A 25,894-nucleotide genomic window follows, 5' to 3' on the forward strand; every position below is an offset into this window, starting at 1 on the left:
TTTTTTTGGTGGGTGGGTCGGCTGGGTGGGGGGGGGGGGGGGGGGCCGGGGGGTTTTTTTTTTTGGGGGGGGGGGGGGGGGGGGGGGGGGGGGGGGGGGGGGGGGGGGGGGGGGGGGCCCCCCCCCCCCCCCCCCCACTGCCCGGCGCACGCCGCGCGTCAGCCGGCCTTCTGGACCGTCCACACCTGCGTCGCGCGGCCGTCCGCGCGCTGGAGGTCGAGCAGCCAGTCCCCGTAGTAGGGGCGGTTGCTCACGGTCAGGGCGTAGCCGCCGGAGGCGTCCGTGACGGTCACCGCGCCCGCGCGCGAGGACACCCGCCAGTTCTGGGCGGAGTCGTTCCCGCAGGGCTGCTGCGCGACCCACACGCCGGCGGCCGGGGCGCTGCCCGTCCGGAGGCACTTGCCGGACGCCGCGGAGCGGATCCGTACGAGCCCGCCGCCCGCGTCGTCGAAGTACCACTGCTGCGGCGCGTAGCCGTTGGCCCGCGCCCCGACGAGCACCGTGCCGTCGGCGGTACGGCCGCCCCACAACTCGGCGGACATGCCGGTGCTGCCGTTGCCGAGGGTGTAGCGGCTGCCCGGGGTGGTGGCTCCGCCGCCGGTGCCGGGCGTACGGAAGGACGCGGCGCTTCCGGGGCCGCTGTCACGGCCGGCGCCGTCGCGCACCGATACGGCGACCTTGTAGTCCGTACCGGGCTGGAGGTTGTAGATGCGCAGCACCTGGGACTGCGTCCAGGTCAGGTGCTTGCCGTTCAGCAGCACCTGGTACCAGACCGCGCCGTCCACCTTGGGCCAGCTGACGACGACCGAGTCGGCCTTGAGCTGACCAGCCGTCACGACAGGCCCGCCGGTCGGCTTCTTCGTCGGGTTGGGACTGGGCGTCGGCGTCGGCTTCGGATTGGGGTTCGGGTCGGTGCCGCCGCCGGTGCGCATCAGGAACTGGTTGTTCGCGATGTTCCAGTGCGTGGCCAGGTAGCTGCCCGGCTTGGGGTTGGTGTGGAAGTAGTCGTCGTGGTTGCAGTCCAGGATGTTCTCGGCCGCCTGGTTGGAGCACACGTACCGCATCTGCGGGTAGTACGGGGTGTCCGAGTAGCACATGACGTCGTACTCGTCCGTGCAGTGCGCGCCGCGGCTGGTGTTGGGGGCGCTGTTGTTCACCGCGCCGAGGTTGTGGCCGAGTTCGTGGGCCGCGGTGTGGCCGCCCCAGCAGCCGGAGTCCGTACGGCCGTACGAGGGGCCGAAGTTGCTCAGGTTGTCCTGGCCGGCGCGCTCGTCGCCGTTGAACGTGCCGATCCCGCAGTAGACCTGGGTGTCCGCGAAGATCATGTACTTGCGGTCGCGGCGGTCGAGGCCCTTACCGGCGAGCGCGTTGTTGGTCGCGCTGAACTCCGAGAGGGCGGACGCGGGGAGTTCGATGTTCAGCACCGTCGGGGTGCAGTCGGCGGCCGTCACGTAGCGGATGTGCCGGATGCCGCCGGTCTCCTGGGCGCTCGTCGAGTAGATCAGGTCGGCGTCGGCCGCCCACTTGCGGAACGAGGCGACGTACTCGGAGTACCGGTCGCGGTCGGGACCGTGGACGTAGACGACCTGGACGCGGTTGCCGGTGCTGCCGTCGCCGTCGCACTGGACGGTCTGGCCGGCGGGGCCCGCGGCGACGGCCTTGCCCGCGGAGGAGGGTGCGGGCGCCGGGGCGGCGGCGGCCTTGGCTCCGCGCGCGTCGGCGGCGGGCGCGTCCTGAGGACGCCCGTCGCCTTCGGTGCTCGCGGGGGTGCTCGCCTCGGGGTGGGCCGGATCGGCCGCGGCCGCCTTCGTCTTGACGGCGGGGGGTATCTCGGCCTTGATGTCGACGCCCTTGGGCGGGGCGTCGGGGCCGTGGGTGCACTGCCCGGCTTCCGTGCGGTAGACGCCGACGCAACGGTCGCCCTTCGGCGCGGCCTTGAGGCCGTCGTAGACCATGCCGCGGGCGTCCTCGTTGGCGGGGGCGCCGGACAGGGGTGCCGGCTCCTGGTCCCTGGCCGGTGCGGCGGCCGGCGCGGCCGTCTGGGAGCCGAGCGCTTCGGCCTGTAGGGGCTGGGCCGCCTGGGCGCCGTCCCCCAGTCCGGAGTAGGCGACTCCCCCCGCGATCACCGCCGCCGTGGCCATGGCGGCGGTGACGAGTATGAACCGCCGGGGTTTGCGCCGGTGTTCACGTCGTCTGCGATGTCTAGTCATGCGCACCTCAACTCGTGGTCGGAAGAGTGGGTGCGCGGAAGCCTGCCAGACGGTTAGCGCGGAGAATTCGGACAAACGGGAAAGCGGTCCGAGATATCGGACCGTTACCTACCCGACCGTATTTGATGAACGGTCAGATCCCTTGTTTTTCAAGGGATATACGCGCGTCAACGGGTATTGGTCCAGGCCTTTTATCGGCATCTCGTTATGTAATCGAGATATAAGGTACCGGCTTGTTGACGGTAATTCAGTCAGTGTTTCACCTATTTATCACCAGCCGAATTCCCGCCGTCACGAACCGTGAGAACCGTCCGAACCTCAGGCGAGCGGCCGCAGTCGGGAGGAGGTGTGGACCGCCGCCGGCTGCGCGGACGAGGCTCCCCGGGGGGTGAGGGCACTGCCCTCCTGCCAGACCGGCCAGTCCAGGTTCCAGTCGCCGTAGCCGTTGCCGAACGGCGTCATCCGCTCGCCGCCGCTGTTCACCACCTCCACGATGTCCCCCTCCCGCACCGTCTCGAAGAACCAGGCGGCGTCGGCGGTGCTCATGCCGGTACAGCCGTGGCTGACGTTCTCCTCGCCCTGCGCCTCGACCGACCACGGCGCGGCGTGCACGTACTCGCCGCTCCACGTCACCCGCGTGGCGTAGCGGACCGGCAGGTCGTAGAACTCGCTCGTGCCGCGGCCGATGCCCACGGAGTCCCCCCGCATCCGGACCTCCAGCTCCTTGCCCAGCACGACCTTGACGCCGGTGCGGGTGCGGAACCCCGCCTTGCCGGTGGTGACCGGGATCGTGCGGATGACCCGCCCGTTGCGGCGTACGGTCATCTCGTGCTCGGCGGCGTCGGTGACCGCCTCGACGCGGTCCCCGATCCTGAGGTCGAGGCCGTCCGAGGAGGCCCCGTAGGCGTGTTCGCCGACTTCGACCCCGTCCAGGCCGCTGCGTACGTGCACCACGGCGTGGGCCGGCCAGTAGGTGCGCGGGCGGTAGTGCAGCGTCGAGTCGTCGACCCAGTGCCACGCGCCCTCGACCGCCGGCTCCGAGGTCACCTGGAGCGACTGCTCCACCCGGGCGCGGACCGTCCGGTCGGCGGCCGCGACCGGGCGGCTGAGGGTGGCCGTCACGATCTGCCCCGCGCCGTACGTACCCTCCTTCGGCCCGAACTCGACCGTGAGCCGGCCGTCGTCCGAGGGAGGCGCGGTCCGGAACGCCATCGTCACACCGACCGGGGTCCCCGCCGCGTCCTCGGCGCCGACCCGCACCGTGTACTCCTCGCCCGCGCGCAGCGGTTCGGTGTTGGTCCAGCGCCGGTTCGCCGCGTCGGGCGCCCCGCCCACGTAACGCCCGTGCCGGTCGTGGACGGTGACGTCGGTGAGCCGCCCCGGGTCGGCGAGGGCGATCTCCAGCGGCCCGTCGGCATCGGTGGGCAGGGCGACGGTGGGTGCCGGGCCGGCCGGACCCGTCGGCCCGCCCAGGACCGATCCGGCGCCCCAGGCCGTCGCCAGCACCCGCTGCTGCCGCCAGCCGTCGCACAGTCCGGCGTGGAGGGCCTTCTCCGCAGGGCACCGTACGGTGACGTTTCCGTGGCCGTCGTCCAGTGCCCTGCCGACCAGCAGCGTGACGGCCGCCTCCGCGCCCCCGGCGGCGAGCCGCGCGGCGTCGGATCCCGCCGGCCGGCCCGGCGCCGCCGCCACCACGAGGGCCGCCCCGGCAACCGCGGCGAGCACGCCCCACAACCTGTTTCGTCCTGCCCCGTGTGCCGATGTCATCGCCACGCAGCCTTCCCCGATCGCCCACGGCCCGATGACACCATCAAAACGATTGGACGCCTTGATGATGATCACCCGCTCGGGCGCCGCCGCCGAAAGGGCACACAAGACAACCCGCACGGAGCAAGCCCGGCGCCCCCGGCGGGACCGGTGGTAGCTTCCGGCCATGGAACAGCGCATCAGCCTGATCACCCTGGGCGTCGGCGACCTCGCCCGCTCCCGGGCGTTCTACGAGAGCCTCGGCTGGCGGGGCCAGGAGACCGCGGAGACCGTCTTCTTCCAGGCCGGCGGCCTCGCCCTGATCCTGTGGAGCCGCGCCAAGCTGGCGGCGGACTCCGGGATCGAGGACACCGGGCGGGGGGCCTTCGGCGGGATCGTGCTCGCGCACAACGTGCGCGACCGCGACGAGGTCGACGCGCTGATCGAGGCGGCGCGCGGCGCCGGAGCCACCGTCACCAGCCCTCCCGCGACCACGTTCTACGGAGGCTACGCGGGCACGTTCACCGACCCCGACGGCCATCCCTGGGAGATCGCCCACAACCCCGGCTTCACCCTCGCCGACGACGGCACCCTCACCCTCCCCGACTTCGGCGCGGCATGACGGCGCAGGACCGTGGCCCAGGCTCCTCCGCGGGAGCCGGGTGTCCAAGGGGCGTCCGGTCGTCCGGCCGTCCGGTCGTCCGGGCCGTCTTCCCCGCTGCCCGTGCCGGCGGGACCGGCGGCCGCGTCCACGCGGTTCCAGGTGCCGTCGGCGGACCGGAGGCGGAACCGTTCGGCCACCGTGTGCCAGGCGCCGTAGCACGCAGGCAGCTCCGTCCGGGGCGCCTGCGTCGAGACCTTCCACCGCATCGCCTCGACGAGCCGGCGCGGCGCGTGCGCCCGGCGGCGGCGAGCACCTCATGCGCTCGCATGGCTTCGGGGGGCGCCGTCCGGCCGCCGTGCAGGACCGGGTCCGCGGGGCCTGCGAGGCGCGGCGGCGCGACTCGGCGGGCCGCGCCGGCCCTTTCCCGACGGGACGCGGATCGGCGGGCGGCCGGGTCGCGCACCGGCCGGGCGGCGGCGTTGCGCCGGCGGGACGGTCGGGGTACGGGCGCGGTGGTGGGCGCTGCGCAGGGCCTGCCCGAGTCCGGCGGGCAGGTCACGTCCGTCGGCCGGCGCGGGGACGGCGCCGGCCGTCCGCGGTGCCCCGTTGCCGGGGCCCGGCCGGTGTCGGCCAGGAGCCGGCGGGCCGTTTGAGCGCCGCACGGGACGACCAGCGCCATGAGCGTGGCCGGTCGCCCGGTCGCCCGGTCGGCCAAGGCTTTCACCGCGAGCGCCTCGCGGCCGCGTGAGGCACCCTCCGGGTGCCCGCCGTTGCATCGCCCGTCCGGCCCGTTCCTACGGCCCGACTCGCCCCGGTCCGCCAGGTGGCACGGCTGCCTGGCCGACACCGTCAGGCCGTGGGCCGCGGCGTGGCACGCCGGACGGAGCCGGGCCCGTCGGCCGCGCCGGAGGGCGGGTCAGTTGCGGGGTTTCGCCACGGCCGTGAGCCCATAATCCAGTTCGGCGCCGTCGACCAGCAGGGCCTCCACCGTGCCGCTCGCGGGGTCGATGTCCGCCAGCATGCCGCCCCCCTCGTACCGGGGGTACCCCGAGGCGCCCGTCTCGCCGGTGGGCTCGACGACGGCGGAGCGTACGGGATCACCGGACCGGTGGGGCTCGCCCGGCTTCTCGACGTGGGTGGGGACGAGGAGGATCTCGAAGGGCTGCGGTGACGTGTTCATGGGACGACGTTAACCACGCCGGACGGCTCAGCGGGGGAGCGGCGCCGCCGCGAGGCCGGCCGCGGCGAGGGCGCGGCGCATCGCCGGGAGGTCCCGGGCGGGGTCGTCGGCGGCAAGCGCCTTCAGGTGATCGGGCGTCAGGCGGTAGCCCTCCGCAGCGCCGAGGAGCTCGGATGCCGTCCGGCCCTCCACCGGCCGGTCGATGTCGGCCAGCATGCCGAGCACCTCCTCGCGGTCCAGGAAACGGCTCATACCGCAGTGCAGGCCGTCGTCGCCGAGGCCCTCGGGATACGGCGCGCGGGCCCAGGAGCCGTTCTCGTACCAGTAGACGCAGCCGAGTTCCCAGCCTTCGAGCAGGTCGCGCAGCTTCTCGTACGGGAGCCACCTCGGCGCGCCCGCCAGCATGTCGATGCGGGGCTCGTGCCACTTGACGCCGCTCGACTCGTCCTCGCCGTAGAGCACGTAGTGGTCCTCGTCGCTGCGGTACAGGGTCCACCAGGTGCAGCCCGCGTCATCGAGATGGAGGCCGGTTCCGCTGATCCAGTGGCCCGTGCGGTGCACCCCGCGGCCCTCGGCTTCGGTGGTCGCCTCCAGGACGGCGAGCAACGCCCAGCGCGCCCACAGCAGTTCCGGCGATGGCAGGTCACCGGGCTGACCCGGTCGATGGACCGTCATGGTTTCGGCGCTCTTCCTTCGGCTGACGGGCGGGCGTACGCGTCAGATCGTATAGCCCGCCCGTGACACGCCTGTTCGGGCTCAGCGGGCGGTGGGCGCCGCCGCGTGTTCCAGTATCGAGCGGACCTCCGCGGTGATCGCGCTCTCGTTGCGCTCGAACTCCGGGCCGGTCAGCAGCTGCGGATCGGCCGGCAGGCCCGTCAGGACCGGGGTGTGCAGGTGGCCGCCGGGCAGCGCCGGGGCGAGCTCGCCGCGCAGCCGGTTGGAACGGTAGGCCACCTCGTTGGAGAGGTAGCCGCCCCCGCCGCCCTCCACCGCACGGGAGCCGGGGGTGGGGCCGTCGGCCCGGTCCACGGGTGTCGTGCCGCCCGCCGGTATCTCGGTGACCTCCGTGTTGAGGAGGACCGGGTAGGGGGCCTGGACGGCGCCGGTCACCGCTCCGGCGGGCAGGGTGGTCCTGATGAACTCCGCGCCCGGGCCGAGACCGGGGGCGGTCACGGGGTGCTCGCGGGTGCCGCCCGACAGGGCGCCGGTGTTGTCGGGGTACGGGTCCGCCGACCGGGCCCGGCCCGCCCACGCCTCCAGGGTGAAGATGCCGGGGTAGCCCTGGCTGACGGTGGTGATGACGTCCGCCGCCGCGGGGCCGCCGGCCAGCCTCGGGGCGAAGGCCCGCTCCACGATGCCGGCGTCGAAGTCGGCGTAGCGCACGGGCAGGACGACGGCGCGGACCTCGGCGGGGCTGCCGTCGGCCAGGGTGATGCGGCGGCCGCTCAGCTGGAGGGCGGCGGAACCGGACGGGTTGGCCCGGCGGAGCTCGGCGTCCAGCCCGAACGGGTCGAAGCCGCTGATGAACACGCGCCGCACCCCGGGCGCGGTCCGGAAGGCGTTGTCCGTGAGACCGCGGGAGGCGTCTTCGAAACGGCTGCGCAGCGCGGCGCGGTCGACGGCGAACCCCGGGTCCCAGCGGGCCAGTTGGGCGGCCATGGCGAGCCGGGTCCAGTACAGCGGCCGGTCGTCGCCGGCCGGCAGGTCACCGGCGGGCCGCTGCCCCTGGGCCCGGCGCACGGCGGACTGCCACAGCGCCCCGCCCCAGCTGTCGAGCAGCCGGCCGGCCTCGGCGAGGCCGCGCGCACTGCACAGCGCGGCGGGGAAACGACGTACGAAGTCCCCGAAGCCGCCGCGCTCCACGAGCGCCGAGGTGCGGGCGTCCTCGAGCCGCGCCTGCTCGGCGTCCGGCGCTACGGCGAGCGACGTGCCGCAGGCCGAGCCGTCGGCCGCGTGCGCGGGAGCGGCGACGGCGATCGGAAGGAGGACACAGAGGAGGGACGCGGCAGACGCCACGCGCCGTAAGATCATCATGCGATGTGACATTACACAGGCTGGGTCGCCCCAACCAGCGCCTGTCCGGACAGCCTTACGTACGCCCCTCGGCCTCGGCCTCCGCCGCCGCGTCGCGCCGTCGCAGCACCTTGCGCGCGTACAGCAGGTGCACGACCGCCTCCGCCGCCAGGAGCAGGACGACGAGCCACGGCGCGAGGTGGGCGCCGCCCCAGACGACGAGCAACGGCACGCCGATGCCCGGCACCGCCCACACGGCGGTGGAGGAGACGGAACGGCGGTAGCGCAGCGCAATGCAGGCGTGGGCCGCGTGGTAGAGCGCCAGCCCGCCCGCCAGGGCCCACAGCGCCCCGGACGGCAGGTGGCCGTGGTCGGCTTCCACGACCGCGGTCGACAGGCCGCCGGCCATGCACAGCACGCCCGCGGTCACGAAGAAGTGCAGGAAGCCGCCGACGTCACGCGCGAGCAGATAGGCGGCGCGGTCGGTCGCCGCGGCGAACACGCGCTCCGCGGAGGCCGAGCCGAAGTCGAAGTACGACCACCAGAGCGCGGCCAGCAGGACGAAGCCGAGGACCGCGGTCACCCCGGCCCGTACGGTCCACGCCTGGTCGGTGGAGGTCACCAGGGCGATCACGGACTCGCCGAGCACGATGATGACGACCAGCCCCACCCGCTCGACCAGGTGCCCGGTGTCCAGGCGGCGGGGGACGCCCGCCCCGCGCGAGCTCAGCAGCAGCGCCATCTCGGCGGCGATCAGCACGGCCCAGACGCCGTACTGCCAGGGCGCGGGGACGGCGATGGATCCGGCCCACAGCAGCCCGGAGGCCAGGCAGTAGCCGAGCGGGCGCCAGCGGGGCACCCGCTGCGGCCCCGGGAACCGGGTGGCCGGCCACCACAGCCCGAGGAGCACGAGCCGGGTGCCCGCGTAGCCGAGGGCGTACCAGGCACCCCGGTCCGTCTCCGCGGCGGGCACGGCGACGGCCATGACGGCGAGGCAGAGCATGGCGGACAGCATGAGGAGCCGGCGGCGGGGGCGATTGTCCACGAAGACGTTCGCCGACACGGTGAGGTTGATCCACAGCCACCACGGCGGGAAGTACAGCGCCAGGAACACCGCGAAGTCGCGGGGACCGGGATCACCGTGGAGCCGGCCCGACAACTGGGCGGCGAGGGCGACGAAGACGAGGTCGAAGAAGAGTTCCAGCCAGTCGGCGTGGCGGCTCTCCCGCCCCGGCCCGGAACCCGCGTCCGGCCCGGAACCCGCGGCCGGTCCGGAGCCCGCGCCGCGGTCGTCGGCCGTGTCGCCGCCCCCGCCCGCCCCCGGCTGAGGTGTGGCCATGGTTTTGCCCCGGTCCGTCCCGCCGCGCACGCGGCCTGCCCTTCGTATGACACCACGCCCCCGGGCCCGCCGCATCAGCGCACCGTCGTCCGCCCGCCCTCGCGCTGGTGCGGGAGGACCGGGTGCGCCGGTGGCGTGTCCTCCCGCCGGAGCGCGACCGTCCGCGCCGGAGCCGGTATCGAGATGCCCTCCTCCCGGAACCGCTGGTGCAGGCGCTTGATGAACTCGTGCTTGATCCGGTACTGGTCGCTGAACTCACCGACGCCGAGGATCGCGGTGAAGTTGATCCGGGAGTCCGCGAACGTGTGGAAGCGGACGGCCCCCTCGTGCTCGGGGACGGCGCCGTTGATGTCGGTCATCACGGAGTCGACCACCTCCAGCGTCACACGCTCCACGTGCTCCAGATCGCTCTCGTACCCCACTCCCACCTGCACCAGCAGCGACAACTGCTGCTCGGGCTGGGTGTAGTTGGTCATGTTCGTCTTGGCGAGCCGCCCGTTGGGGATGATGACCAGGTTGTTCGACAGGTTGCGCACCACGGTGTTGCGCCAGTTGATGTCGACGACGTACCCCTCCTCACCGCTGCTGAGGCGGATGTAGTCACCGGGCTGCACCGTCTTCGAGGCCAGGATGTGCACGCCCGCGAAGAGGTTGGCCAGGGTGTCCTGGAGGGCGAGGGCCACCGCCAGACCGCCCACGCCGAGCGCGGTGAGCAGCGGCGCGATGGACACGCCCATCGTTTCGAGTGCGACGAGCACGCCCATGGTGAGCACCACGATGCGCGTGATGTTGACGAAGATGGTCGCCGAGCCGGCCACTCCGGTCCGCGACTGCGCCACGGACTGGACCAGGCCCGCGATGACCCGGGCGGCGCTGAACGTGGCGAAGAGGATCAGCAGGGCCGTCAGGGAGGCGTTGACGAACCCCGAGATCCTGGTCGTGAGGGGGAGCGTCCCCGCGGCCACCGCTGCGCCCGCGATGACGGCTGCTCCCGGTGCGAGGGTGCGCAGCGCGTCGACGATGATGTCGTCCCCGCTCCACCGGGTCCGCAGGGCGTGCTTGGCCAGCCAGCGCAGCAGTCCGCGCAGCAGGAGCGCGGCCACGCCTCCGGCGGCCAGCGCGATACCGGCCACCAGCCAGTCGTGCAGGACGAGGCCCCGGTTCAACGCGGACCCTCCGCTCCGCGCCGGGCCGGGGGAGCGGCGACGGCCGCCGCGGGCCGTCGTATGGGGTGTGTCGTCACCTTGTCACCTGTCAGTTCGTCGTGCGGAGGCCCCCGTTCGGGCGGATGGACGCCCTGCGAACGGGAGTTTCCATCCTGCCCCATGGGACGGCCCGGCCCGGCCGCCGGGCCGCCCGCCACGGCCGCTCCGTGCCGCCGTCCCCCGGGGCTGGTGCGGGCGCTGCGCCGTCCGGAGGAAGGTGCCGAGCGCCCGCGTGAGCCGCCCGGCCCCGGGTAGGCGCCGGTGGGAACGTCGTGGCGATCGGTGGAGGTGGGTCATGGAAGCGTCGGTGGACCGCATCGCCGACCCCTGGGGCGGCCGCACGCCCTACGCACGGGGAGCGGCCTGGCCCGTACGGACGGACACCCGCCTCGCGCCCGGGACCACCGCCGACGAGGTCGACCGCTGGGTCCAGGCGGCGTCGCTGTTGCACTCCAACGGCGACGCCATGGACATCGCCGTCCGCGACGGGCGGATCGTGGGCGTCCGCGGACGCGCCGAGGACCGGGTCAACCGGGGCCGGCTCGGCCCGAAGGACCTCTTCGGCTGGGCGGCCAACGCCTCCCAGGACCGCCTGACGAGCCCCCTCGTCCGCGACGGGGACCGGCTCGTGCCCTGCGACTGGGACACCGCGATGGGGCGGATCGCGGCCCGCTCGAAGGAACTCCTGGACCGGCACGGCCCGGGCTCCATCGGCTTCTACACCAGCGGCCAGCTGTTCCTGGAGGAGTACTACACCCTCGCCGTGCTGGCCCGGGCCGGCATCGGCACCAACCACCTCGACGGCAACACCCGGCTGTGTACCGCTACCGCGGCGGAGGCTTTGAAGGAGTCCTTCGGCTGCGACGGCCAGCCCGGCTCGTTCACGGACATCGACCACGCCGACACCCTCGCGCTCTTCGGGCACAACATGGCCGAGACCCAGCCCGTCCTGTGGATGCGCGTACTCGACCGGCTCGACGGGGCCGACCCGCCCCGCCTGATCTGCGTCGATCCCCGCCCCACGCCCGTGGCCCGCAGGGCGGACGTCCACCTGGCGCCGCGCCCCGGGACGAACATCGCCCTGCTCAACGCCCTGCTGCACGAGATCATCCGCACCGACCGCGTGGACGAGGAGTTCATCGAGGCGCACACCGTCGGCTTCGAGGAACTCCGCCGGCGCGTCGCGCCCTGCACCCCCGGGTGGGCCTCCGCGATCTGCGACGTGCCCGCCGCGGCCATCGGCGAGGCGGCCGCAATCCTCGGCTCCGCCGAGCGGCTGCTGTCCACCGTCCTCCAGGGGGTCTACCAGTCCCACCAGGCCACGGCCGCCGCCGTACAGGTCAACAACCTGCACCTGATCCGGGGCATGCTCGGCCGGCCCGGAGCGGGGGTGCTCCAGATGAACGGGCAGCCCACGGCGGAGAACACCCGCGAATGCGGGGCGGACGGCGACCTGCCGGGGTTTCGGAACTGGCAGAACGACCAGCACGTCGCGGACCTGGCCGAGGTCTGGAACGTGGAGCCGTCGTCCATCCCGCACTACGCGCCGCCCACGCACGCCATGCAGATCTTCCGCTACGCCGAACAGGGATCGATCCGCATGCTGTGGATCAGCGGCACCAATCCGGCGGTTTCGCTGCCGGAGCTCGGCCGGATCCGCTCCGCCCTCGCCCAGGACCGGCTGTTCACCATCGTGCAGGACCTGTTCCTCACGGAGACCGCGCAACTGGCCGACGTCGTCCTGCCCGCCGCGACCTGGGGGGAGAAGACCGGCACCTTCACCAACGCGGACCGCACGGTCCACCTCAGCGAGAAGGCCGTCGACCCTCCCGGCGACGCCCGCCCCGACCTGGCCGTCTTCCTGGACTACGCCCGCCGCATGGACTTCCGAGACAAGGACGGCGGCCCGCTCATCACCTGGGACGGACCGGAGGAGGCGTTCGAGGCATGGAAGCGGTGCAGTGCCGGACGGCCCTGCGACTACACCGGCATCACGTACGAGAAGCTGCGCGGCGGCAGCGGCATCCAGTGGCCGTGCGACGAGGCCCACCCCGAAGGGACCGAGCGCCTCTACACCGACGGCGTCAGCTGGGCCCACCCGGACGTCTGCGAGAGCTACGGCAAGGACCTCGTCACCGGGGCCTCCGTGGAGGCGGTGGAGTACCGCTCCCTGAATCCGGACGGCAAGGCCGTCATCAAGGCCGCCGCATACCATCCGCCGCACGAGGTGCCCTCGCGGGAGTACCCGCTCCAGCTGACCACGGGCCGCACCCTCTACCACTTCCACACCCGCACCAAGACCGGCCGGGTCCCGCAGCTGAACGCGGCGGCTCCCGAGGTGTGGGTGGAACTGTCCCCCGCCGACGCGACCGCCCGGGACCTCGCGGAGGGCGACCTCGTGGACGTCACCACGCCCCGCGGCTCCCTGCGCGGCACGCTGCGGATCACCGGGATCCGCGAGGGCCTGCTCTTCGTCCCGTTCCACTACGGCTACTGGGACACGGCCGAGGGCTCCGGGCCGTCCGGGGACGGGCCGGGCAGGGCGGCGAACGAGACGACCGTCACCGACTGGGACCCCGTGTCCAAGCAGCCCCTGTACAAGACCGCCGCGGCCCGCCTCACCCTGGTCCGGCGGGGCGGCGGGGTCCCGGCGCCCGCCCCCACCACCACCGCGTCCGCCCCGGCCCGCCCCGACGGGATCCGCCCCACCGAGGGCGGCCCCGACGCCCTGGCCACCCAGAGCACGGACGGCCCGCGGGACGGCTCCACACCGAGGGAGGCGGCCCGGCCGTGAACGGCATCACCCTCACCCTGCGCACGCTGCACCACGGTGAACGGCACCTGGAGAAGGAGCTGAGGGCGGCGGCCGAACGCCACCGCACCGAACACGAGGTGCACCACGTCGCCCTCGACCTCGCCGGTTGGTCCCACGAGCACGCCGTCCGCCTGGCCGAGGCCGGCCGGCCCTACTCGCTGGACCTCGACGGGCCACCCGCGCACACGGACACCGGCGGAGCGCTCGCCGCGCTGCGGGAGAAGGCATCGCAAGCCCTCGGCCGGCGCCCCGAGCCCGGCCTGCTCCTGCTGCACGACCTCAAGGACCTCTACCTGGCCGCCGCCGAGAACTCGCTGCACTGGGAGATGCTCGCCCAGACGGCGCAGGCCACCCGGGAGGCCCGGCTGCTGGAGCTCGCCTCCTCATGCCACCCGCAGACGCTCCGGCAGGTCCGCTGGGCCAACACGATGATCAAGAACCTGTCGCCGCAGATCCTGGCCGGCCTCTGACGCGTGGCACGCGGTCGCGCGGGGTCACCCGCCCTCGTCGGCCCTGCGTACCCGCTCGTCGTCGGCCTTCGGCTGCGAGCCGGTCCCGGTCCGCGAGGGAGAGCCGGGAGCGCGGCCGTGGTCGTCCACCGTGCCCCCCTCGTGCTGGAGCAAGGGGCGGCGCGGGGCCTGCTCCGCGCGCGGTTCGTCCTGCTGCGGCGCCGCCGGCGCCGGAGGGCCCTCGGGCCGCAGCGCACGCAGCCTGCGCGCCGTCGCCTCCGGGTCGGGGACGCTGAGCGCGACCCGGCGGAACTCCACGTCGCCGGCCAGCTCCAGACGGAGCACCGGGCCAAAGGCCCGTACCGAGACGAAGTCCTCGCCCTCCGGCGAGCGCCTGATCCCCACACAGCGTCCGGGATGCCAGCTTCCCCTGCCCGCCGCCCCGCGCAGCACGCGCCACCAGCTTGCTTCCACGGCGACCTCGCGCACCGCCCCTGCGGGGACGCGGATGCCGCGCCGACGGCGCACGGCAAGCCGCTCGCGCGGGGACAGCCGGACGACGATTTCCGCCCCTTGCACCGACAGCCGGGCCATGTCGTGCCTCCTTGCGCCTCGTGCGCGCGGGTCCTCGCCGGTGCGCCTACCCGTGGGGAGCGGCCGCAAGACCCGGCCGCTCCGCCCTTCGCACTCCGGCCTGCGGCCCGGCACGGCGAACTCCGGCCGGTGCTCGGACACCGGCCGGAGTCCTCGTGCGCGCGGCCGCGGGCTCAGCGCTTGTCGCGGGGCATGCCCATGTCGTCGTCGCCCAGCATGTCGTCGCCCGGCATGTCGTCGTCCAGGGCGCGGTCGTGCGACACCTCACCCGGCTTGCGCTGGCGGCCACCGGTCCGCATGGACCCGGCGTCCTGGCCGGGACGCTGCTGCCGCTGGTGCTCCTGCTCCTCGCGGCCCTTGCCCGGCTGCTGGTTCTTGTCCCGCATACCGCCCATGACGGTTCACGCTCCTTGCTCTCGTCGGAAGGACCTCTTTGGCCTCCGCACTCCCGACGCTGCCACGCCCTGCTACGCAGCGCACCTTTTCGGTGACCGAGCGTGTGGTTCAGGGGTGTCCCTCGGTCCCTCCCGGCCCGGCGCGGGGGTCCCGGTAGAGAACGCCGTGCGAGGGCACCCGCGTCCGTATGGAAACGACACAGAACCCCCCGGCCGCCTCCCCGGCCACCCCGCTGCGCGCCGTGGCGCTGGTCTGCAGCCTCACTCCCTCGCCCGGCCGCTCCAGCTCGCAGCTGCTGGCCGAGCAGACGATGGAGGCCCTCGGCGAACACGGTGTGAGCGGCGAGGTGATCCGGGTCGTGGACCACGACGTCAAACCGGGAGTGCGGGCCGACATGGGCGACGGGGACGCCTGGCCCGAGATCCGCCGGACCATCCTCGCCAGCGACATCCTCGTCATCTCCACACCGATCTGGGTGGGCCACCCCTCCAGCGTCGCCCAGCGGGTCCTGGAGCGGCTGGACGCGGAACTGTCCGAGACCGACGACGAGGGCCGCCTGCTCACCTACGGCAAGGTCGCGGCCGTGTGCGTCGTCGGCAACGAGGACGGTGCCCACAAGGTCGGCGCGGACCTCTTCCAAGGCCTGAACGACGTCGGTTTCAGCCTGGCGCCCGGCGCCGTCACGTACTGGGTCGGCGAGGCGATGCAGGGCACCGACTACCAGGACCTCGACAAGACGCCGGAGGAGACGGCCGGCACCACCGCGACCCTCGCCGCGAACACCGCGCACCTGGCCCGCTGCCTCAAGGCGGCCGGGTACCCGCCGAGCTGACGCGGCGCCGGGCCGCCGGCCGGTCCACAGCCCGCGGACGACGAAGCGGTGGGGCCCGCTCCCGGCCGGGAGCGGGCCCCACCGTGCCGATGGCTCGGCCGTAGGCCCTCGGCAGTCGTGGCTCGGCAGTCGCGCCTCAGCAGTCCTGCCTCAGCACTGGCGCAGGCCGTAAGCCGGGTCGTTGGGCGTGTTGACATCGACGGCCGGGACGTTGCCCCACGCACCGTTGTCCAGCTGCGTCCAGTACCAGACGTTGTTGCCGCCCGCGTGCGGGTCGCCGGGCCCCCAGCACACGAACCAGCTGTAGGTGGTGTTGAGCGTGCCGCGCGTCGCCGAACGGTACGAGCGGTCCGCGTAGCCCTTCGCGCCGGCCCTGTTCCCGCAGTAGAGCCTGCCGTCCGAGTGGACGCCGCAGTCGGCGGCCGGCTTGGCCGGGGCGGCGCTCGCCGCGGGCAGTGAGGTGACGGTGAGCCCGGCCGTCAGGGCGGCCGCGCCGGCCAGCAGGGCGAACTTCTTGGCTGCGTTCACGGTGTACTCCTCGGATCCTTGTGCGTCGGTTTCGGTGACGGTGTGTCAGGGACAGGTGGGGACGCCGTCCAGCCAGGCGGGACCCTGGACGTAGATGTTGGTGATCCAGGCCTTGTAGTCCGGCAGGTAGGACCAGGCGTCGTTGTGGTAGCCCTCGGCATCGACGGGCTGGGCGTGCTTCTGGCAGCTGATCCGCACCCGTGTCGGACCGTCGAACTTGTGGACCCGGCCGCTGGTCGTGGACGGCTCGCTGTGTGTCCACACGTCCGTGCCCCAGGTGGAGAAGGTGCCGCCCTGCCCGGGGTCTGCGGCGATGCGCACGGCGCCGTTGTAGTCGCCGCCGAGCCGGACGTCGCTCACCATCACGTGGGTGCCGGACTGACGGGCCTCGACCATCTTCCCCGCGCCGAGGTAGACGGCGATGTGGTGGATGGAGTTGTCACCGCCCCAGGCCAGCAGGTCACCCGGCAGCAGCGGCCCGGTGCCCTGGGACGCGCCGAAACGCGCCGTGACCCGGGACGAGTGGTACTGGGCGTTGGAAGTGCCGGCCAGGATGTCCTGACCGGTGGCCTGGGCGTAGGCGTACCGGACGAGCCCCGAGCAGTCGAACCCGCGCCGCTCCGGGTCGTGCTGACTGGCCGGATCGGTGGGGTCCACCTGCCCGTAGGTGGGGCCCGGCTGCGCCCCGTGGCCGCCTCCCCACGTGTACCAGACGCCGATCTGCGAGCAGGCGGCCCGAACCGCGGCCTGTGCGGCGGCCGACGCGCCCGGCGCGAGGACGTCACAGCTCCCCTCGGCGGCCGCCGCGCCCGCCGCCGGGCCGACCGCCGCCGCCCTCCACGCCGGTTGGGCGCCCGCTTGCTGGACCGTGGCCCCGACCGTGCAGAGGGCCAGGAGACCGACCGCCGCGACGGACCGCCTCGCTGTGTGCAGGATGGTGCGCATACCTGGTTTCCCCGTTCTCCCCGTTGTCCTCCGGGACGGCGTCGTGCCCCGGAGGCGTCGCGTTCCCGATGGCCGCCAAGCCCGCGGAGCAGGCCCGTGACGGCGGTTCCGGCCGGAACACGGCCACCGGCTGCGGTGGTTCGAGACTGGGCCGCGGCGGGCACCGCTGTCGAGACGCCACGCGTCGCCCTTGCCGCTGGGAAACGGGAAACCCCCGGGGAAACGGGTCCCTGCCGCAGTTCAGCCCGCGTCCGCCGGACACACGCTCCGGTAGGGGACATCGGGCAGCAGACCGGCCCAGCGCTCGGGCCCGGTGTCCCCCAGGAGGCGGCAAAGCCCGGCGACGCGCTGCGCGATGTCGGTGTTCCACAGCCGCACGGTCCCGTCGTTGCTGCTGCTCGCCAGAGTCCCCGGGTGCGCCGGGTCGAAGGTGACGCCCCACACCGCTCCCGTATGGCCGTTCAGCGTGGCGGTCTGCTCGGCGCGCCGCGGATCCCAGAGCTTCACGCTCTGGTCGCTGCCGCTGCTGGCGAGCACCTTGCCGTCGGGGCTGAACGCCACCGCCCGCACCGACCCGCTGTGTCCGGCGAGGGTCGCGGCCGGGGTGAGCCGGGCGGTGTCCCACAGCCGGACCGTTCCGTCGTTGCCGCCGCTGGCAAGGGTGCGCCCGTCCGGGGAGAACGCGACGCCGCGCACCGAGCCGGTGTGACCGCGCAGTACGGCCCGCGGCGCGCGCCCGGCGGCCCGTACGTCCGTCACGTCCCACAGTCGCACCGTCAGGTCATCGCTCCCGGAGGCCAGTGTCCGCCCGTCCGGGCTGAACGCCACGGCGTTGACGAAGTCCTGGTGGGCGTCGAGGGTCGCCTCCCGCCGGCCCGTGCCCACGTCCCACAGCGCCACGGTGCGGTCCGCGCCGGCCGAGGCGAGCGTCCTGCCGTCGGGGGAGAACGCCACCGCGAAGACCGAACCGCCGTGACCGGTCAGCACAGCGGCCGGTTTGCCGTCCGCCACGCCCCAGGTCCTGACCGTACGGTCGGCCCCCGCGGCGGCGATCAGACGGCCGTCGGGCGAGAAGGCGACGGAGAACACCGAACCCCCGCAGCCGGTCAGGGTGGTCAGCAGCCGTCGCCGTCCCGGCTCCCACACCCGTACGGTGTGGTCCGCCTGCGCCGACGCCAGCAGCCGGCCGTCCGGGGAGAACGCCGACTGCCACGCCTCGGTGAACGGCCGGGTGGCCAGAGCGGCCAGGCCGGGGTCCCACAGCACCACGGACTGGTCGAACCCGCCGGTGGCGAGCTGCTCTCCGGGCCCGGCGGCGACGGCGAGCACGTAGTCGGTGTGACCCGACAGCGTGGCGATCACCTTGCGGGTGACGGGGTCCCACGACTTGACCGTGCCGTCACCGCTGGCGCTGACCACGGTGTCCCCCGTACGGCTGAACGCCACCGCGTTCACGTCGTCGCCGTGGCCGGTGAGCACCGCCCCCGCCGCGCCCCCCGGCATGCCCCACAGCCGCACGGTCCGGTCGGCGCCGCCGGAGGCCAGGGTCCTGCCGTCCGGGGAGAAGGCGAGCCCGAGCACCTGATCGGTGTGACCGGAGAGCACCACCGCCCGTCCGGGGTCCGCCGCGTCCCACAGCCGCACGCTGCGGTCGGCCCCCGCTGAGGCGATGAGGGAGCCGTCCGGGCTGAACGCCACGGCCATCACCGCGTCCTCGTGCCCGCTCAGCACCGCCCGCGAGGCGCCGCCCGGCACGTCCCACAGCCGCACGGTGTGATCGAGGCCGCCGGAGACCAGGGTGCGCCCGTCCGGGCTGAACGCCACCGAACGCACGCCGCCACGGTGCCCCGTCAAGGTGGCGGTCAGCCGCCGGGCCCCCACGTCCCACAGGCGCACCGTGCCGTCCGCACCCGCCGTCGCCAGCCGGCTCCCGTCGGGCGCGAAGGCCACCGACGCCACCGCCCCGGTGTGCCCGGTCAACGCGGCGAGGGGGCGCCGCCGGTCCGCGTCCCACAGCCGTACCGAGGAGTCCGCACTGGCGGAGGCCAGCACCTTCCCGTCAGGGCTGTACGCCACCGAGTTGACCGCCCCCGCATGCCCGCGCAGCCGGCCGGCGAAGTACTGCGACTGGCTGCTCAGCAGCGCCCCCCGGGCCTCCGCGGTGGGCGCCGTGCGGTAGGCGGCGGCCGCGAGCAGCATGGAGGCCTCCGGCTGCCCCGCCGCGAGCGACCGCGACCGTACCGCCATCGCCTGCGACTGCGCCGTACGCCCCTGGTCCAGTGCCTGCGACCGCTGCTGGAAGGCCAGCGCCCCGGCCGCCAGCGCCACCGCCAGCAACCCGGCCAAAGTGATGACCAGGGCCCGGCGGATCCGGCTCTGGCGCCGCACCGCCCGGCTCCGCCGCTCCTCCTCGGCCTCGCACGCCGCGATGAACTCCCGCTCCTCGGGCCCCAGCTGCGACGGGTCCTGCCGCTCGACCCACTCCCGCACCCCGGTCAGCCGCGAGCCCCGGAACAGCAGGCTGGGATCGCGCCCGCCCCGCACCCACTCGGCCCCGGCGTCGGAGACCCGCTGGCGCACCACGAGGGCGGCCCGGTCCGACTCGATCCACTCGCGCAGGCGCGGCCACGCCCGCAGCAGCGCCTCGTGGGTGATCTCCACCGACGCCCCGTCGGCGGTCACCAGCCGGGCCTCGATGAACGCGTCCAGGACCCGGCCGCCCGCCCCGGGGTCCGGCACCTGCCGCAGCAGCCGGTCCCGTTCGACCGGCCTGCGGGTCTGGGCGCCCTCACCGTCCGCGATGTGCACGAGCCCGATGAGCAGTTGGCGTGCGATGCGCCGTTCGGCGGGCTCCAGCCGGGCGAACACGGACTCGGCGGTGCGTGCGACCGCCCCGTGGATCCCGCCCGTCATCTCGTAGCCGGCCACCGTCAGGGTCCTGCCGGTGCGCTGCTGCCAGGTGCCGAGCAGGGCGTGGGCCAGGAGCGGGAGGGAACCGGCGTGGGCGGACGAGCGGTCGCCGAGATCGCGCAGCAGCAGCTCGACCAGGCCGACCTCCAGGGTGAGCCCGGCCCGTGCGGCGGGCTCGGAGATGGCCTGGCGCAACTGCCCGTCGGACATCGGGCCGAGGGCGAACAGGCCGTGCGTGAACACCTCCACCAGCTCCGGGTGGTCGAGGCAGTGCCCGCAGAAGTCGGCCCGCAGCCCGATCACGACGGCGGTGGTGGCGCCGGCGGCCAGCGAGTGCAGCACGCGCACGAAGGCCCCGCGCTCCCGGTCGTCCTCGCAGAGCGTGAACACCTCCTCGAACTGGTCGACGAGGAGCACGAGGCCGGGCCGGCCGAGGGAAGCGGCCACCGCGCGCGGCAGCCGGTCCGGGCGGTCCGCGAGCTCCTCCGGCGTGATCCCCGCCGCCGCGGCCCCCAGGACGTCCGCTGCACAGCGCAGCAGTTCCTTGAGCGGGTGGGCCCCCGGCGCGCACACCACCACCGGCCAGTCCCTCGACCCCGCGACCGGCAGCGCCCCCCGTCGCAGCGCGGGCAGCAGCCCGGCGCGCAGCAGGGAGGACTTCCCGGCGCCGGACGGGGCCACCACCGCCACCGCGCCGTGCCCGATCCGCTCGGCGAGCCGCCCGGTCAGTTCGGCCGTGGCGCTGTCACGGCCGAAGAACCACTGCGCGTCCTGGGGCCCGTAGGAGGCCAGGCCCCGGTAGGGGCAGACCGCGCCGGAACCCGCGGGTCCGGGCTCGTCGTCCCCGGCGCGGGCCTGCGGTACGGCCGGCACCGGCGGGACCAGTCGCAGCAGTTCACCGCCCGCGTCGAGGGCCTCGTCGCACCGCCGGGCGACATCGGGGGTGGGCGGCTTCCGCCCGTTCTCGATCTTGCTCAGGTAGCCCTTGCTGTAGTGGATCGAGCGGGCCAGGTCCGAGAGCGACACGTTGCGCCGCCGGCGCAGGCGTCGCAGCTCGGCCGCGAATCCATCGAGGGTCTCGTCGTCCGTCGGCACGGGGCCTACCTTCCCTCGCGGACGGAACGTACGCCTGAGGGGGAACGAGTTCGCCCGCTCCGGTACTGACGGCCCCTGGCGGGGCCCGTGCGTGCGTAGGCTGCCACCGCCAACTGGCCCCCGCGAACCGAGTTGAGGAGCAACGTGTCCCTGACCATGGACCGTCGCCTGGCCGTCAGCGCAGCCCTGATCGCGGTGGTGACCGGGCTCGCGCCCGCCGCCACCGCCCACGCCGCCCCCGCCGCGCCGACGGTGACCAGCGGCCCGCCCGCGCCCGATACGGACGCCCTGACCCGGGCGTTGCGCGACACGACCGCCGCCGGAGCGCCCGGCGCCATGGTGCGGCTCACCGGCCCGACGGGGGTACGGACGAGGGCCGTGGGGGTCGAGGACCGGACCACCGGCGCCGCCATGGATCCGAACTCCCGCTTCCGGATCGGCAGCGTCACCAAGACGTTCTCCAGCGTGGTGCTGCTGCAACTGGTCGACGAAGGCAGGATCGGCCTGGACCAGCCCGTCGACCGCTACCTGCCGGGCCTGCTGCCCGACGACCGGATCACGGTCCGTCACCTGCTCACCCACCGCAGCGGGCTCGCCGACTACACCAACGCGATGTTCGCCCGGACCGTTCCCGGCTTCGAGGCGGTCCGCAACAAGGTGTTCGGTTACCGCGAACTGGTGAACCTCTCCCTGCGCGAACCGCGCACCTCCCGGCCGGGCGCGGCGTACGCGTACTCGAACACCAATTTCGTCGTCATCGGCATGCTCATCGAGAAGGCCACCGGGAACCCGGTCGCCGAGGAGTACGAGCGGCGCATCATCAAGCCGCTGAAACTCAGGAACACCTCCTACGTGCACCCCCGGACCGAGATCAAGGGCCCGCACGCGCACGGCTACCTCTACCCCGACGAGGCCGGGGCGCGGCCGGTCGACTCCACCGAACAGACCGCCTCCTGGGCCCAGTCCGCGGGGGCGATGATCTCGAACGCGGCCGACCTGAACACCTTCGTCGCGGCACTGCTCGGCGGCAGGCTGCTGCCCGCACGCACCCTCGACGCGATGCTGACGATGACGCCCACCGACGCGACGCACACCCGCTTCTACGGTCTGGGCCTGCGCCGCTACGACCTGTCCTGCGGCACCTCGGTCTACGGCCACACGGGCACGGTCCAGGGCTTCTACACCTACGCCTTCGCCACCCGCGACGGCCGGCGCACCCTCGCCGCCATGGCGAACACCTCCAACCGGGGCGCAGCCAACACGGCGCTCGGCGGCACCCTCGAAGCGGCGTTCTGCGGCGCAGCGTCCGCGAGCGCCGGGGGCGGCCCCCGCCACGGCTTCGCCGCCCTGCCCGCCGACGAGGACCTGCCCGAGCGGGGCCAGGCCCGGGAGCGCTGATCAAGCCCCGGCCCTGCGGCGCGTCATGACGGCGGCGGTGCGGCCGGGACGGTACCTCTTGAGGGGGGCAGCCGCCGTGGCGCCCCGGCATCGGGCTGAGGGACGGAGCGCGGCTGTGCAGGATTCGACGGGTGATGCCCTGGGCGCTCCGTGCTGGGTGAGTCTGGCGACGCGGGACCTGGAGGCCGCCCAACGGTTCTACGGCGCGGTACTCGGCTGGTCGTTCCGGCCGGGAAGGCTCGGCGAGGGCCTCGCCGTCGCCGAGGTGGAGGGCGCCCCGGTCGCCGGGATCGGGGCCCTGGCCGGGGAACTCGAAGTGCCGGCCGCCTGGACGGCCTACTTCGCCGTCGAGAGCGCCGACGAGACCGTGGCCCGGATCCGCGAGCGCGGCGGCACGGTCGGCGTCGGGCCCGTCTCCTTCGACACCGGCGGCCGGGGCGCCCTGGCCACCGACCGCGACGGCGCCGTCTTCGGGATCTGGGAGGGCATCGTCTTCTCCGGCTGGCGCGTGGGCTCCGGCCACGCCCCGGCATGGCTGGAACTGCTCACCCTCAACGCGTTCGACGCGGCCCTCTTCTACGGCGAGGTGTTGCAGTGGACCAACGGGCCGGTGGAGATCTCCTACGAGGACGACCAGGTCGTCCTGCGCCACCTCGGCGAGCCGGTCGCCCGGCTCAACAGCGGACCGGTGGAGACCGCCGCCCTCCACCCGCAGGTCCGCCCGCGCTGGCGGGTCCACTTCCGCGTCCCCGCACTGGAACCCGCCCTGGAGGCCGCAGCGGCACTCGGCGGCCGGACCATGTCGGATATCGAGGAGAACGCCTCCGAACGCTGGGCCGCCCTGCGCGACCCCGACGGAGCCCTGTTCACCGTCACGGCGTCCCTGACGAACGAATGAGCCCTGTCAGGACGCGGCCGGACGGGACCGGACCTGGCCGGCCGTCCCGGGGGCGGTCACCCGGCGGCGGCCAGGCGACGCCGGAGCTCCTCCGGTGAGACGTCTTCCACATGGGTCAGGAACACCCACATGTGACCCGAAGGGTCCTTGAGGACGACGGTGCGGTCACCGTGGAACATGTCCGTCGGCGGCTGGAGGATCTCGGCGCCGGCGGCTTCCGCGCGCTTCGCCAGAGCGTCGACGTCGGGAACGAAGACGTGCAGCGTGACGGACGTACCTCCGCCGAGCGAGGCCGGCGCGGCGAAGGACGCGGCCTCCGCCTCTGCGGTACCGGCGTCGCCCAGCATCAGGGCCGACCGCCCGATGGTGATCTCCGCGTGCAGGATCCCGCCGCCCGGGGCGTCGACCCTGAAGTCCTCGCGGGCGCCGAACGCCCGCTCGTAGAAGTCGATCGCCGCGGCGGCGTCGTCGACCATGATGTGGGGGATCACGGAGTAGCGGTAGCGGTCGGGGATCTCGGCGTGGGCTGTGCGCTCGGTCATGGTGGACCTCCAAGGGAAGACGCCGCCGGTCGGTTCCTGCGGCTCTTGGAGGAACGTAAAAGCTCATGTTCGGTTGAGGTCAAGCGCCGGTGGGGCCCGGCCGTGCCCGACTGCGGCTCAGGACGCGACCGCCGTCGTGATGACCAGTGGGGGGCGCGTGCGTTCCGGCGTCCAGGAGGACCGGCGGGCGAGATCGGGATCCGCGAGGGGGAGGGCCTCCGCCACCGTCGGCCGGCGCTGGAACACGTCGCGGAACCGGGACCGCTCCACCAGGGCCGCCAGAACGTCCACCGGCCAGGCGTGGTTGCGAACCTGCTGCCAGGATCCGTCCGTGCGGCGCAGCCCCAGCGGCATCTCCTCGCCCGGCCCGTAAACCGCGCCCGCCCGGCCCACGCGCAACGAGGCGTACTCGATGCCCGCGCAGGCCGGATCGGTGCCCAGCAGGACGAACAGCCCGCCCGGCCGGAGCAGGCGGCGGATCTCGGCGAACACCCCCAGCACGGCCTCCTCGGTCGCGAGGGAGGCCAGTACGTGGTTGCACATCACCGCGTCCGCGCAGCCGTCCGGCAGCCCGGTCGCCCGGCCGTTCTCCACCAGGTGGTATTCGGACACCGCCGGGCCCATCCGCCGCGCCAGTTCCAGCATCTCGGGAGAGGTGTCCACCCCCAGCACCCGGGCCCCGAGCGTCCGCGCCGCACGGTCCGCCACCCGGCCCGGTCCGCAGCCGTAGTCCACGAGGACCGCGTCCTCGCCCATCCGGTGGGACAGGGCCTCGAAGACGAAGGGGTAGCCGAGCAGCCAGTCGGTGGACCCCTCCACCTCGGCGAACGCCCGCGCCCCGGCGGGGCCCGACCAGTCGATGCCCCCGCCACCTCCGCAGCCCTCCGGCGCAGCGCCCTGACCACCCGGCCGTTGCGGCCTCTGTTCCCGCGACCCGTTGCCCACCGCTCCACTATCGGCCGACCTGCACGGCGATCCGGGCAGGACACGAGGGGTCATTCCGCGCGTCGTTTGTCCTCTTCGCTCCACTCCCGGGTGTCGCGCGGTTCGACGTAGGGCTCCTGGTCCGGCGGCAGCCCGCCCGCGATCGCCCGCTGCCGGCTCATCTCGGCGTCGAACTCAAGACCGAGCAGGATGGCCAGGTTGGTGATCCAGAGCCAGATGAGGAAGACGATGACACCCGCCAGGGTGCCGTACGTCTTGTTGTACGAGCCGAAGTTCGCGACGTACAGGGCGAAGCCGGCGGAGGCGGCCATCCAGATCAGCAGGGCCAGGAAGCTGCCCGGGGTGATCCAGCGGAACCCGCGGCCCTTCGCGTTGGGGGAGGCCCAGTACAGCACCGCGATCATGACCGTGACGAGGATGACCAGGACGGGCCACTTCGCGATCGACCACACCGTGACGCCGGTCTCCCCGAGGCCCAGCGCGTCCCCCGCGCGCCGGGCGAGACCGCCGGTGAACACGACGATCAGCCCGCTCGCGCACGCCATCACCAGCAGCCCCACCGTCAGCGCGAGCCGCAGCGGCAGCACCTTCCACACGGGCCGCCCCTCGGGCACGTCGTAGACGGCGTTGGACGCGCGGATGAACGCCGCGACGTACCCGGACGCCGACCACAGCGCGGCGACCAGGCCGACGACGGCCAGGATCGATCCGAGCCCCGTGCCGCCCTGGAGCTGGCGGACGGCGTCGGAGATCACGTCCCGCGCCGAGCCGGGGGTCAGCTTCTGCAGGTTGTCCAGCACCGACTGGGTGGCGGACTTCCCGGCCACCCCCAGCAGCGACACCAGTACCAGCAGCGCCGGGAACAGCGACAGGACGGCGTAGTAGGTGAGGGCGGCGGCCCGGTCGGCCAGCTCGTCCTTCTGGAACTCCCGGACGGTCCGTTTCAGCACGGCCCCCCAGGACCTGCCGGGCAGGTCCGTGGGCTCGTCGGGCGCCCTGCGCTCCACCTCGGGGCCGGGCCCGGCGGCCGCGCCGGGGTCAGGGCCGGCGGCGGATACGGGTGCGGGCTCCGCGGGCCGGACCCGGCCGTCGCGGTCGCCCCTGTCGCGCGGAGCTGGGGTGTCGTCCATGCCTGGCGGATGTCCACTGGCGGGCGGGCGAAACATGACCGGCCGGTGGCCGGCGGGCGCGTCGCCGCCCGAATCACGGGCATGCGCGGTAACACGACAACGACAGAGCGCTACGCCCCG

Annotated in this window: 21 protein-coding genes and 1 pseudogene; 6 read left to right on the top strand and 16 right to left on the bottom strand. The window is 73.9% G+C overall.

The genetic code is table 11. The features are described 5' to 3' along the window. Positions 1-158: 158 nt before the first annotated feature. The gene (locus ACIA6C_RS12245; RefSeq protein WP_399274949.1) at positions 159-2,141 is read right to left on the bottom strand and encodes an RICIN domain-containing protein; all 1,983 of its coding nucleotides are present in this window, start codon (positions 2,139-2,141) and stop codon (positions 159-161) included. A 387-nt stretch (positions 2,142-2,528) separates the two neighbouring features. Further along, positions 2,529-3,935: an Ig-like domain-containing protein gene (locus ACIA6C_RS12250; RefSeq protein WP_399274951.1), complete on the bottom strand. Its 1,407-nt coding sequence runs from the start codon at positions 3,933-3,935 to the stop codon at positions 2,529-2,531. Positions 3,936-4,143: 208 nt separating this feature from the next. On the opposite strand from ACIA6C_RS12250, the gene ACIA6C_RS12255 reads away from it, so the two are divergent. Continuing rightward, positions 4,144-4,578 (top strand): VOC family protein, encoded by a 435-nt coding sequence (locus ACIA6C_RS12255; RefSeq protein ID WP_361134780.1) that lies wholly within the window; start codon positions 4,144-4,146, stop codon positions 4,576-4,578. Here ACIA6C_RS12255 and ACIA6C_RS12260 read toward each other — a convergent pair. The 6 genes and pseudogenes from ACIA6C_RS12260 to ACIA6C_RS12285 all read right to left on the bottom strand — a co-directional run. Beyond that, a pseudogene (locus ACIA6C_RS12260) lies at positions 4,464-4,853 on the bottom strand (transposase); the annotation flags it as partial. The gene ACIA6C_RS12255 and the pseudogene ACIA6C_RS12260 overlap by 115 nt on opposite strands. Before the next feature lie 623 nt (positions 4,854-5,476). Further along, positions 5,477-5,740 (bottom strand): hypothetical protein, encoded by a 264-nt coding sequence (locus tag ACIA6C_RS12265; RefSeq protein WP_361134783.1) that lies wholly within the window; start codon positions 5,738-5,740, stop codon positions 5,477-5,479. A 27-nt stretch (positions 5,741-5,767) separates the two neighbouring features. Continuing rightward, entirely contained in the window at positions 5,768-6,415 is a 648-nt protein-coding gene (locus ACIA6C_RS12270; RefSeq protein WP_399274953.1) for a hypothetical protein, read from the bottom strand. Positions 6,416-6,496: 81 nt separating this feature from the next. Continuing rightward, on the bottom strand, positions 6,497-7,756 hold the full coding sequence (locus ACIA6C_RS12275; protein ID WP_399274955.1) for a pyroglutamyl peptidase: 1,260 nt from the start codon (positions 7,754-7,756) through the stop codon (positions 6,497-6,499). 73 nt (positions 7,757-7,829) lie between these two features. Further along, positions 7,830-9,092 carry a low temperature requirement protein A gene (locus tag ACIA6C_RS12280; protein WP_399274957.1) on the bottom strand — a complete coding sequence of 421 codons (1,263 nt, stop codon included), beginning with the start codon at positions 9,090-9,092 and terminating at the stop codon, positions 7,830-7,832. Between the two features lie 74 nt (positions 9,093-9,166). Next, a complete protein-coding gene (locus ACIA6C_RS12285; RefSeq protein WP_399274959.1) occupies positions 9,167-10,258 on the bottom strand; it encodes a mechanosensitive ion channel family protein in 1,092 nt (363 codons plus the stop codon). 334 nt (positions 10,259-10,592) lie between these two features. On the opposite strand from ACIA6C_RS12285, the gene ACIA6C_RS12290 reads away from it, so the two are divergent. Beyond that, a complete protein-coding gene (locus tag ACIA6C_RS12290) occupies positions 10,593-13,091 on the top strand; it encodes a molybdopterin oxidoreductase family protein (RefSeq protein ID WP_399274961.1) in 2,499 nt (832 codons plus the stop codon). Then, positions 13,088-13,582, top strand: a complete 495-nt coding sequence (locus tag ACIA6C_RS12295) for a hypothetical protein (RefSeq protein ID WP_399274963.1) — start codon at positions 13,088-13,090, stop codon at positions 13,580-13,582. The genes ACIA6C_RS12290 and ACIA6C_RS12295 overlap by 4 nt, the downstream gene beginning before the upstream one ends. Before the next feature lie 24 nt (positions 13,583-13,606). On the opposite strand, the gene ACIA6C_RS12300 is transcribed toward ACIA6C_RS12295, so the two are convergent. Further along, positions 13,607-14,155, bottom strand: coding sequence for a hypothetical protein (locus ACIA6C_RS12300; RefSeq protein WP_399274965.1), 549 nt, complete (start codon positions 14,153-14,155; stop codon positions 13,607-13,609). Between the two features lie 173 nt (positions 14,156-14,328). Beyond that, on the bottom strand, positions 14,329-14,550 hold the full coding sequence (locus ACIA6C_RS12305; RefSeq protein WP_399274967.1) for a hypothetical protein: 222 nt from the start codon (positions 14,548-14,550) through the stop codon (positions 14,329-14,331). A 188-nt stretch (positions 14,551-14,738) separates the two neighbouring features. On the opposite strand from ACIA6C_RS12305, the gene ACIA6C_RS12310 reads away from it, so the two are divergent. Next, a complete protein-coding gene (locus ACIA6C_RS12310; RefSeq protein ID WP_399274969.1) occupies positions 14,739-15,383 on the top strand; it encodes a flavodoxin family protein in 645 nt (214 codons plus the stop codon). Positions 15,384-15,533: 150 nt separating this feature from the next. Here the strand turns inward: ACIA6C_RS12310 and ACIA6C_RS12315 are convergent, their stop codons facing one another. The 3 genes from ACIA6C_RS12315 to ACIA6C_RS12325 all read right to left on the bottom strand — a co-directional run bounded on the left by ACIA6C_RS12315 (position 15,534) and on the right by ACIA6C_RS12325 (position 20,861). Continuing rightward, positions 15,534-15,911 carry a hypothetical protein gene (locus ACIA6C_RS12315; protein ID WP_366081502.1) on the bottom strand — a complete coding sequence of 126 codons (378 nt, stop codon included), beginning with the start codon at positions 15,909-15,911 and terminating at the stop codon, positions 15,534-15,536. A gap of 45 nt (positions 15,912-15,956) precedes the next feature. Next, positions 15,957-16,856, bottom strand: coding sequence for an NlpC/P60 family protein (locus tag ACIA6C_RS12320; RefSeq protein WP_361134820.1), 900 nt, complete (start codon positions 16,854-16,856; stop codon positions 15,957-15,959). A gap of 240 nt (positions 16,857-17,096) precedes the next feature. Then, complete coding sequence (locus ACIA6C_RS12325) at positions 17,097-20,861, bottom strand: helix-turn-helix domain-containing protein (protein ID WP_399274972.1); 3,765 nt, start codon at positions 20,859-20,861, stop codon at positions 17,097-17,099. 156 nt (positions 20,862-21,017) lie between these two features. Between ACIA6C_RS12325 and ACIA6C_RS12330 the strand changes: the two genes are divergently transcribed. Next, positions 21,018-22,259 carry a serine hydrolase domain-containing protein gene (locus ACIA6C_RS12330; protein ID WP_399276203.1) on the top strand — a complete coding sequence of 414 codons (1,242 nt, stop codon included), beginning with the start codon at positions 21,018-21,020 and terminating at the stop codon, positions 22,257-22,259. 157 nt (positions 22,260-22,416) lie between these two features. Further along, entirely contained in the window at positions 22,417-23,157 is a 741-nt protein-coding gene (locus ACIA6C_RS12335; RefSeq protein ID WP_399274974.1) for a VOC family protein, read from the top strand. A 56-nt stretch (positions 23,158-23,213) separates the two neighbouring features. Here the strand turns inward: ACIA6C_RS12335 and ACIA6C_RS12340 are convergent, their stop codons facing one another. The 3 genes from ACIA6C_RS12340 to ACIA6C_RS12350 form a co-directional block, all read right to left on the bottom strand. Next, on the bottom strand, positions 23,214-23,699 hold the full coding sequence (locus ACIA6C_RS12340) for a VOC family protein (protein WP_399274976.1): 486 nt from the start codon (positions 23,697-23,699) through the stop codon (positions 23,214-23,216). 117 nt (positions 23,700-23,816) lie between these two features. After that, complete coding sequence (locus ACIA6C_RS12345; protein WP_399274978.1) at positions 23,817-24,644, bottom strand: class I SAM-dependent methyltransferase; 828 nt, start codon at positions 24,642-24,644, stop codon at positions 23,817-23,819. 50 nt (positions 24,645-24,694) lie between these two features. Then, complete coding sequence (locus tag ACIA6C_RS12350) at positions 24,695-25,774, bottom strand: YihY/virulence factor BrkB family protein (RefSeq protein WP_399274980.1); 1,080 nt, start codon at positions 25,772-25,774, stop codon at positions 24,695-24,697. Positions 25,775-25,894: the final 120 nt, after the last annotated feature.

This window comes from Streptomyces sp. NPDC051578, from assembly GCF_044454045.1.
In the GTDB taxonomy this organism is placed as follows: Bacteria; Actinomycetota; Actinomycetes; order Streptomycetales; family Streptomycetaceae; genus Streptomyces.

Excerpts from the sequence above, each read along its gene's own strand:
- ACIA6C_RS12255 (WP_361134780.1), top strand. The coding sequence starts at position 4,144 with ATGGAACAGCGCATCAGCCTGATCACCCTGGGCGTCGGCGACCTCGCC.
- ACIA6C_RS12265 (WP_361134783.1), bottom strand. The coding sequence starts at position 5,740 with ATGAACACGTCACCGCAGCCCTTCGAGATCCTCCTCGTCCCCACCCAC.
- ACIA6C_RS12340 (WP_399274976.1), bottom strand. The coding sequence starts at position 23,699 with ATGACCGAGCGCACAGCCCACGCCGAGATCCCCGACCGCTACCGCTAC.
- ACIA6C_RS12270 (WP_399274953.1), bottom strand. The coding sequence starts at position 6,415 with ATGACGGTCCATCGACCGGGTCAGCCCGGTGACCTGCCATCGCCGGAA.
- ACIA6C_RS12330 (WP_399276203.1), top strand. The coding sequence starts at position 21,018 with ATGGACCGTCGCCTGGCCGTCAGCGCAGCCCTGATCGCGGTGGTGACC.
- ACIA6C_RS12290 (WP_399274961.1), top strand. The coding sequence starts at position 10,593 with ATGGAAGCGTCGGTGGACCGCATCGCCGACCCCTGGGGCGGCCGCACG.
- ACIA6C_RS12305 (WP_399274967.1), bottom strand. The coding sequence starts at position 14,550 with ATGGGCGGTATGCGGGACAAGAACCAGCAGCCGGGCAAGGGCCGCGAG.
- ACIA6C_RS12280 (WP_399274957.1), bottom strand. The coding sequence starts at position 9,092 with ATGGCCACACCTCAGCCGGGGGCGGGCGGGGGCGGCGACACGGCCGAC.
- ACIA6C_RS12310 (WP_399274969.1), top strand. The coding sequence starts at position 14,739 with ATGGAAACGACACAGAACCCCCCGGCCGCCTCCCCGGCCACCCCGCTG.
- ACIA6C_RS12320 (WP_361134820.1), bottom strand. The coding sequence starts at position 16,856 with ATGCGCACCATCCTGCACACAGCGAGGCGGTCCGTCGCGGCGGTCGGT.
- ACIA6C_RS12245 (WP_399274949.1), bottom strand. The coding sequence starts at position 2,141 with ATGGCCACGGCGGCGGTGATCGCGGGGGGAGTCGCCTACTCCGGACTG.
- ACIA6C_RS12350 (WP_399274980.1), bottom strand. The coding sequence starts at position 25,774 with ATGGACGACACCCCAGCTCCGCGCGACAGGGGCGACCGCGACGGCCGG.
- ACIA6C_RS12300 (WP_399274965.1), bottom strand. The coding sequence starts at position 14,155 with ATGGCCCGGCTGTCGGTGCAAGGGGCGGAAATCGTCGTCCGGCTGTCC.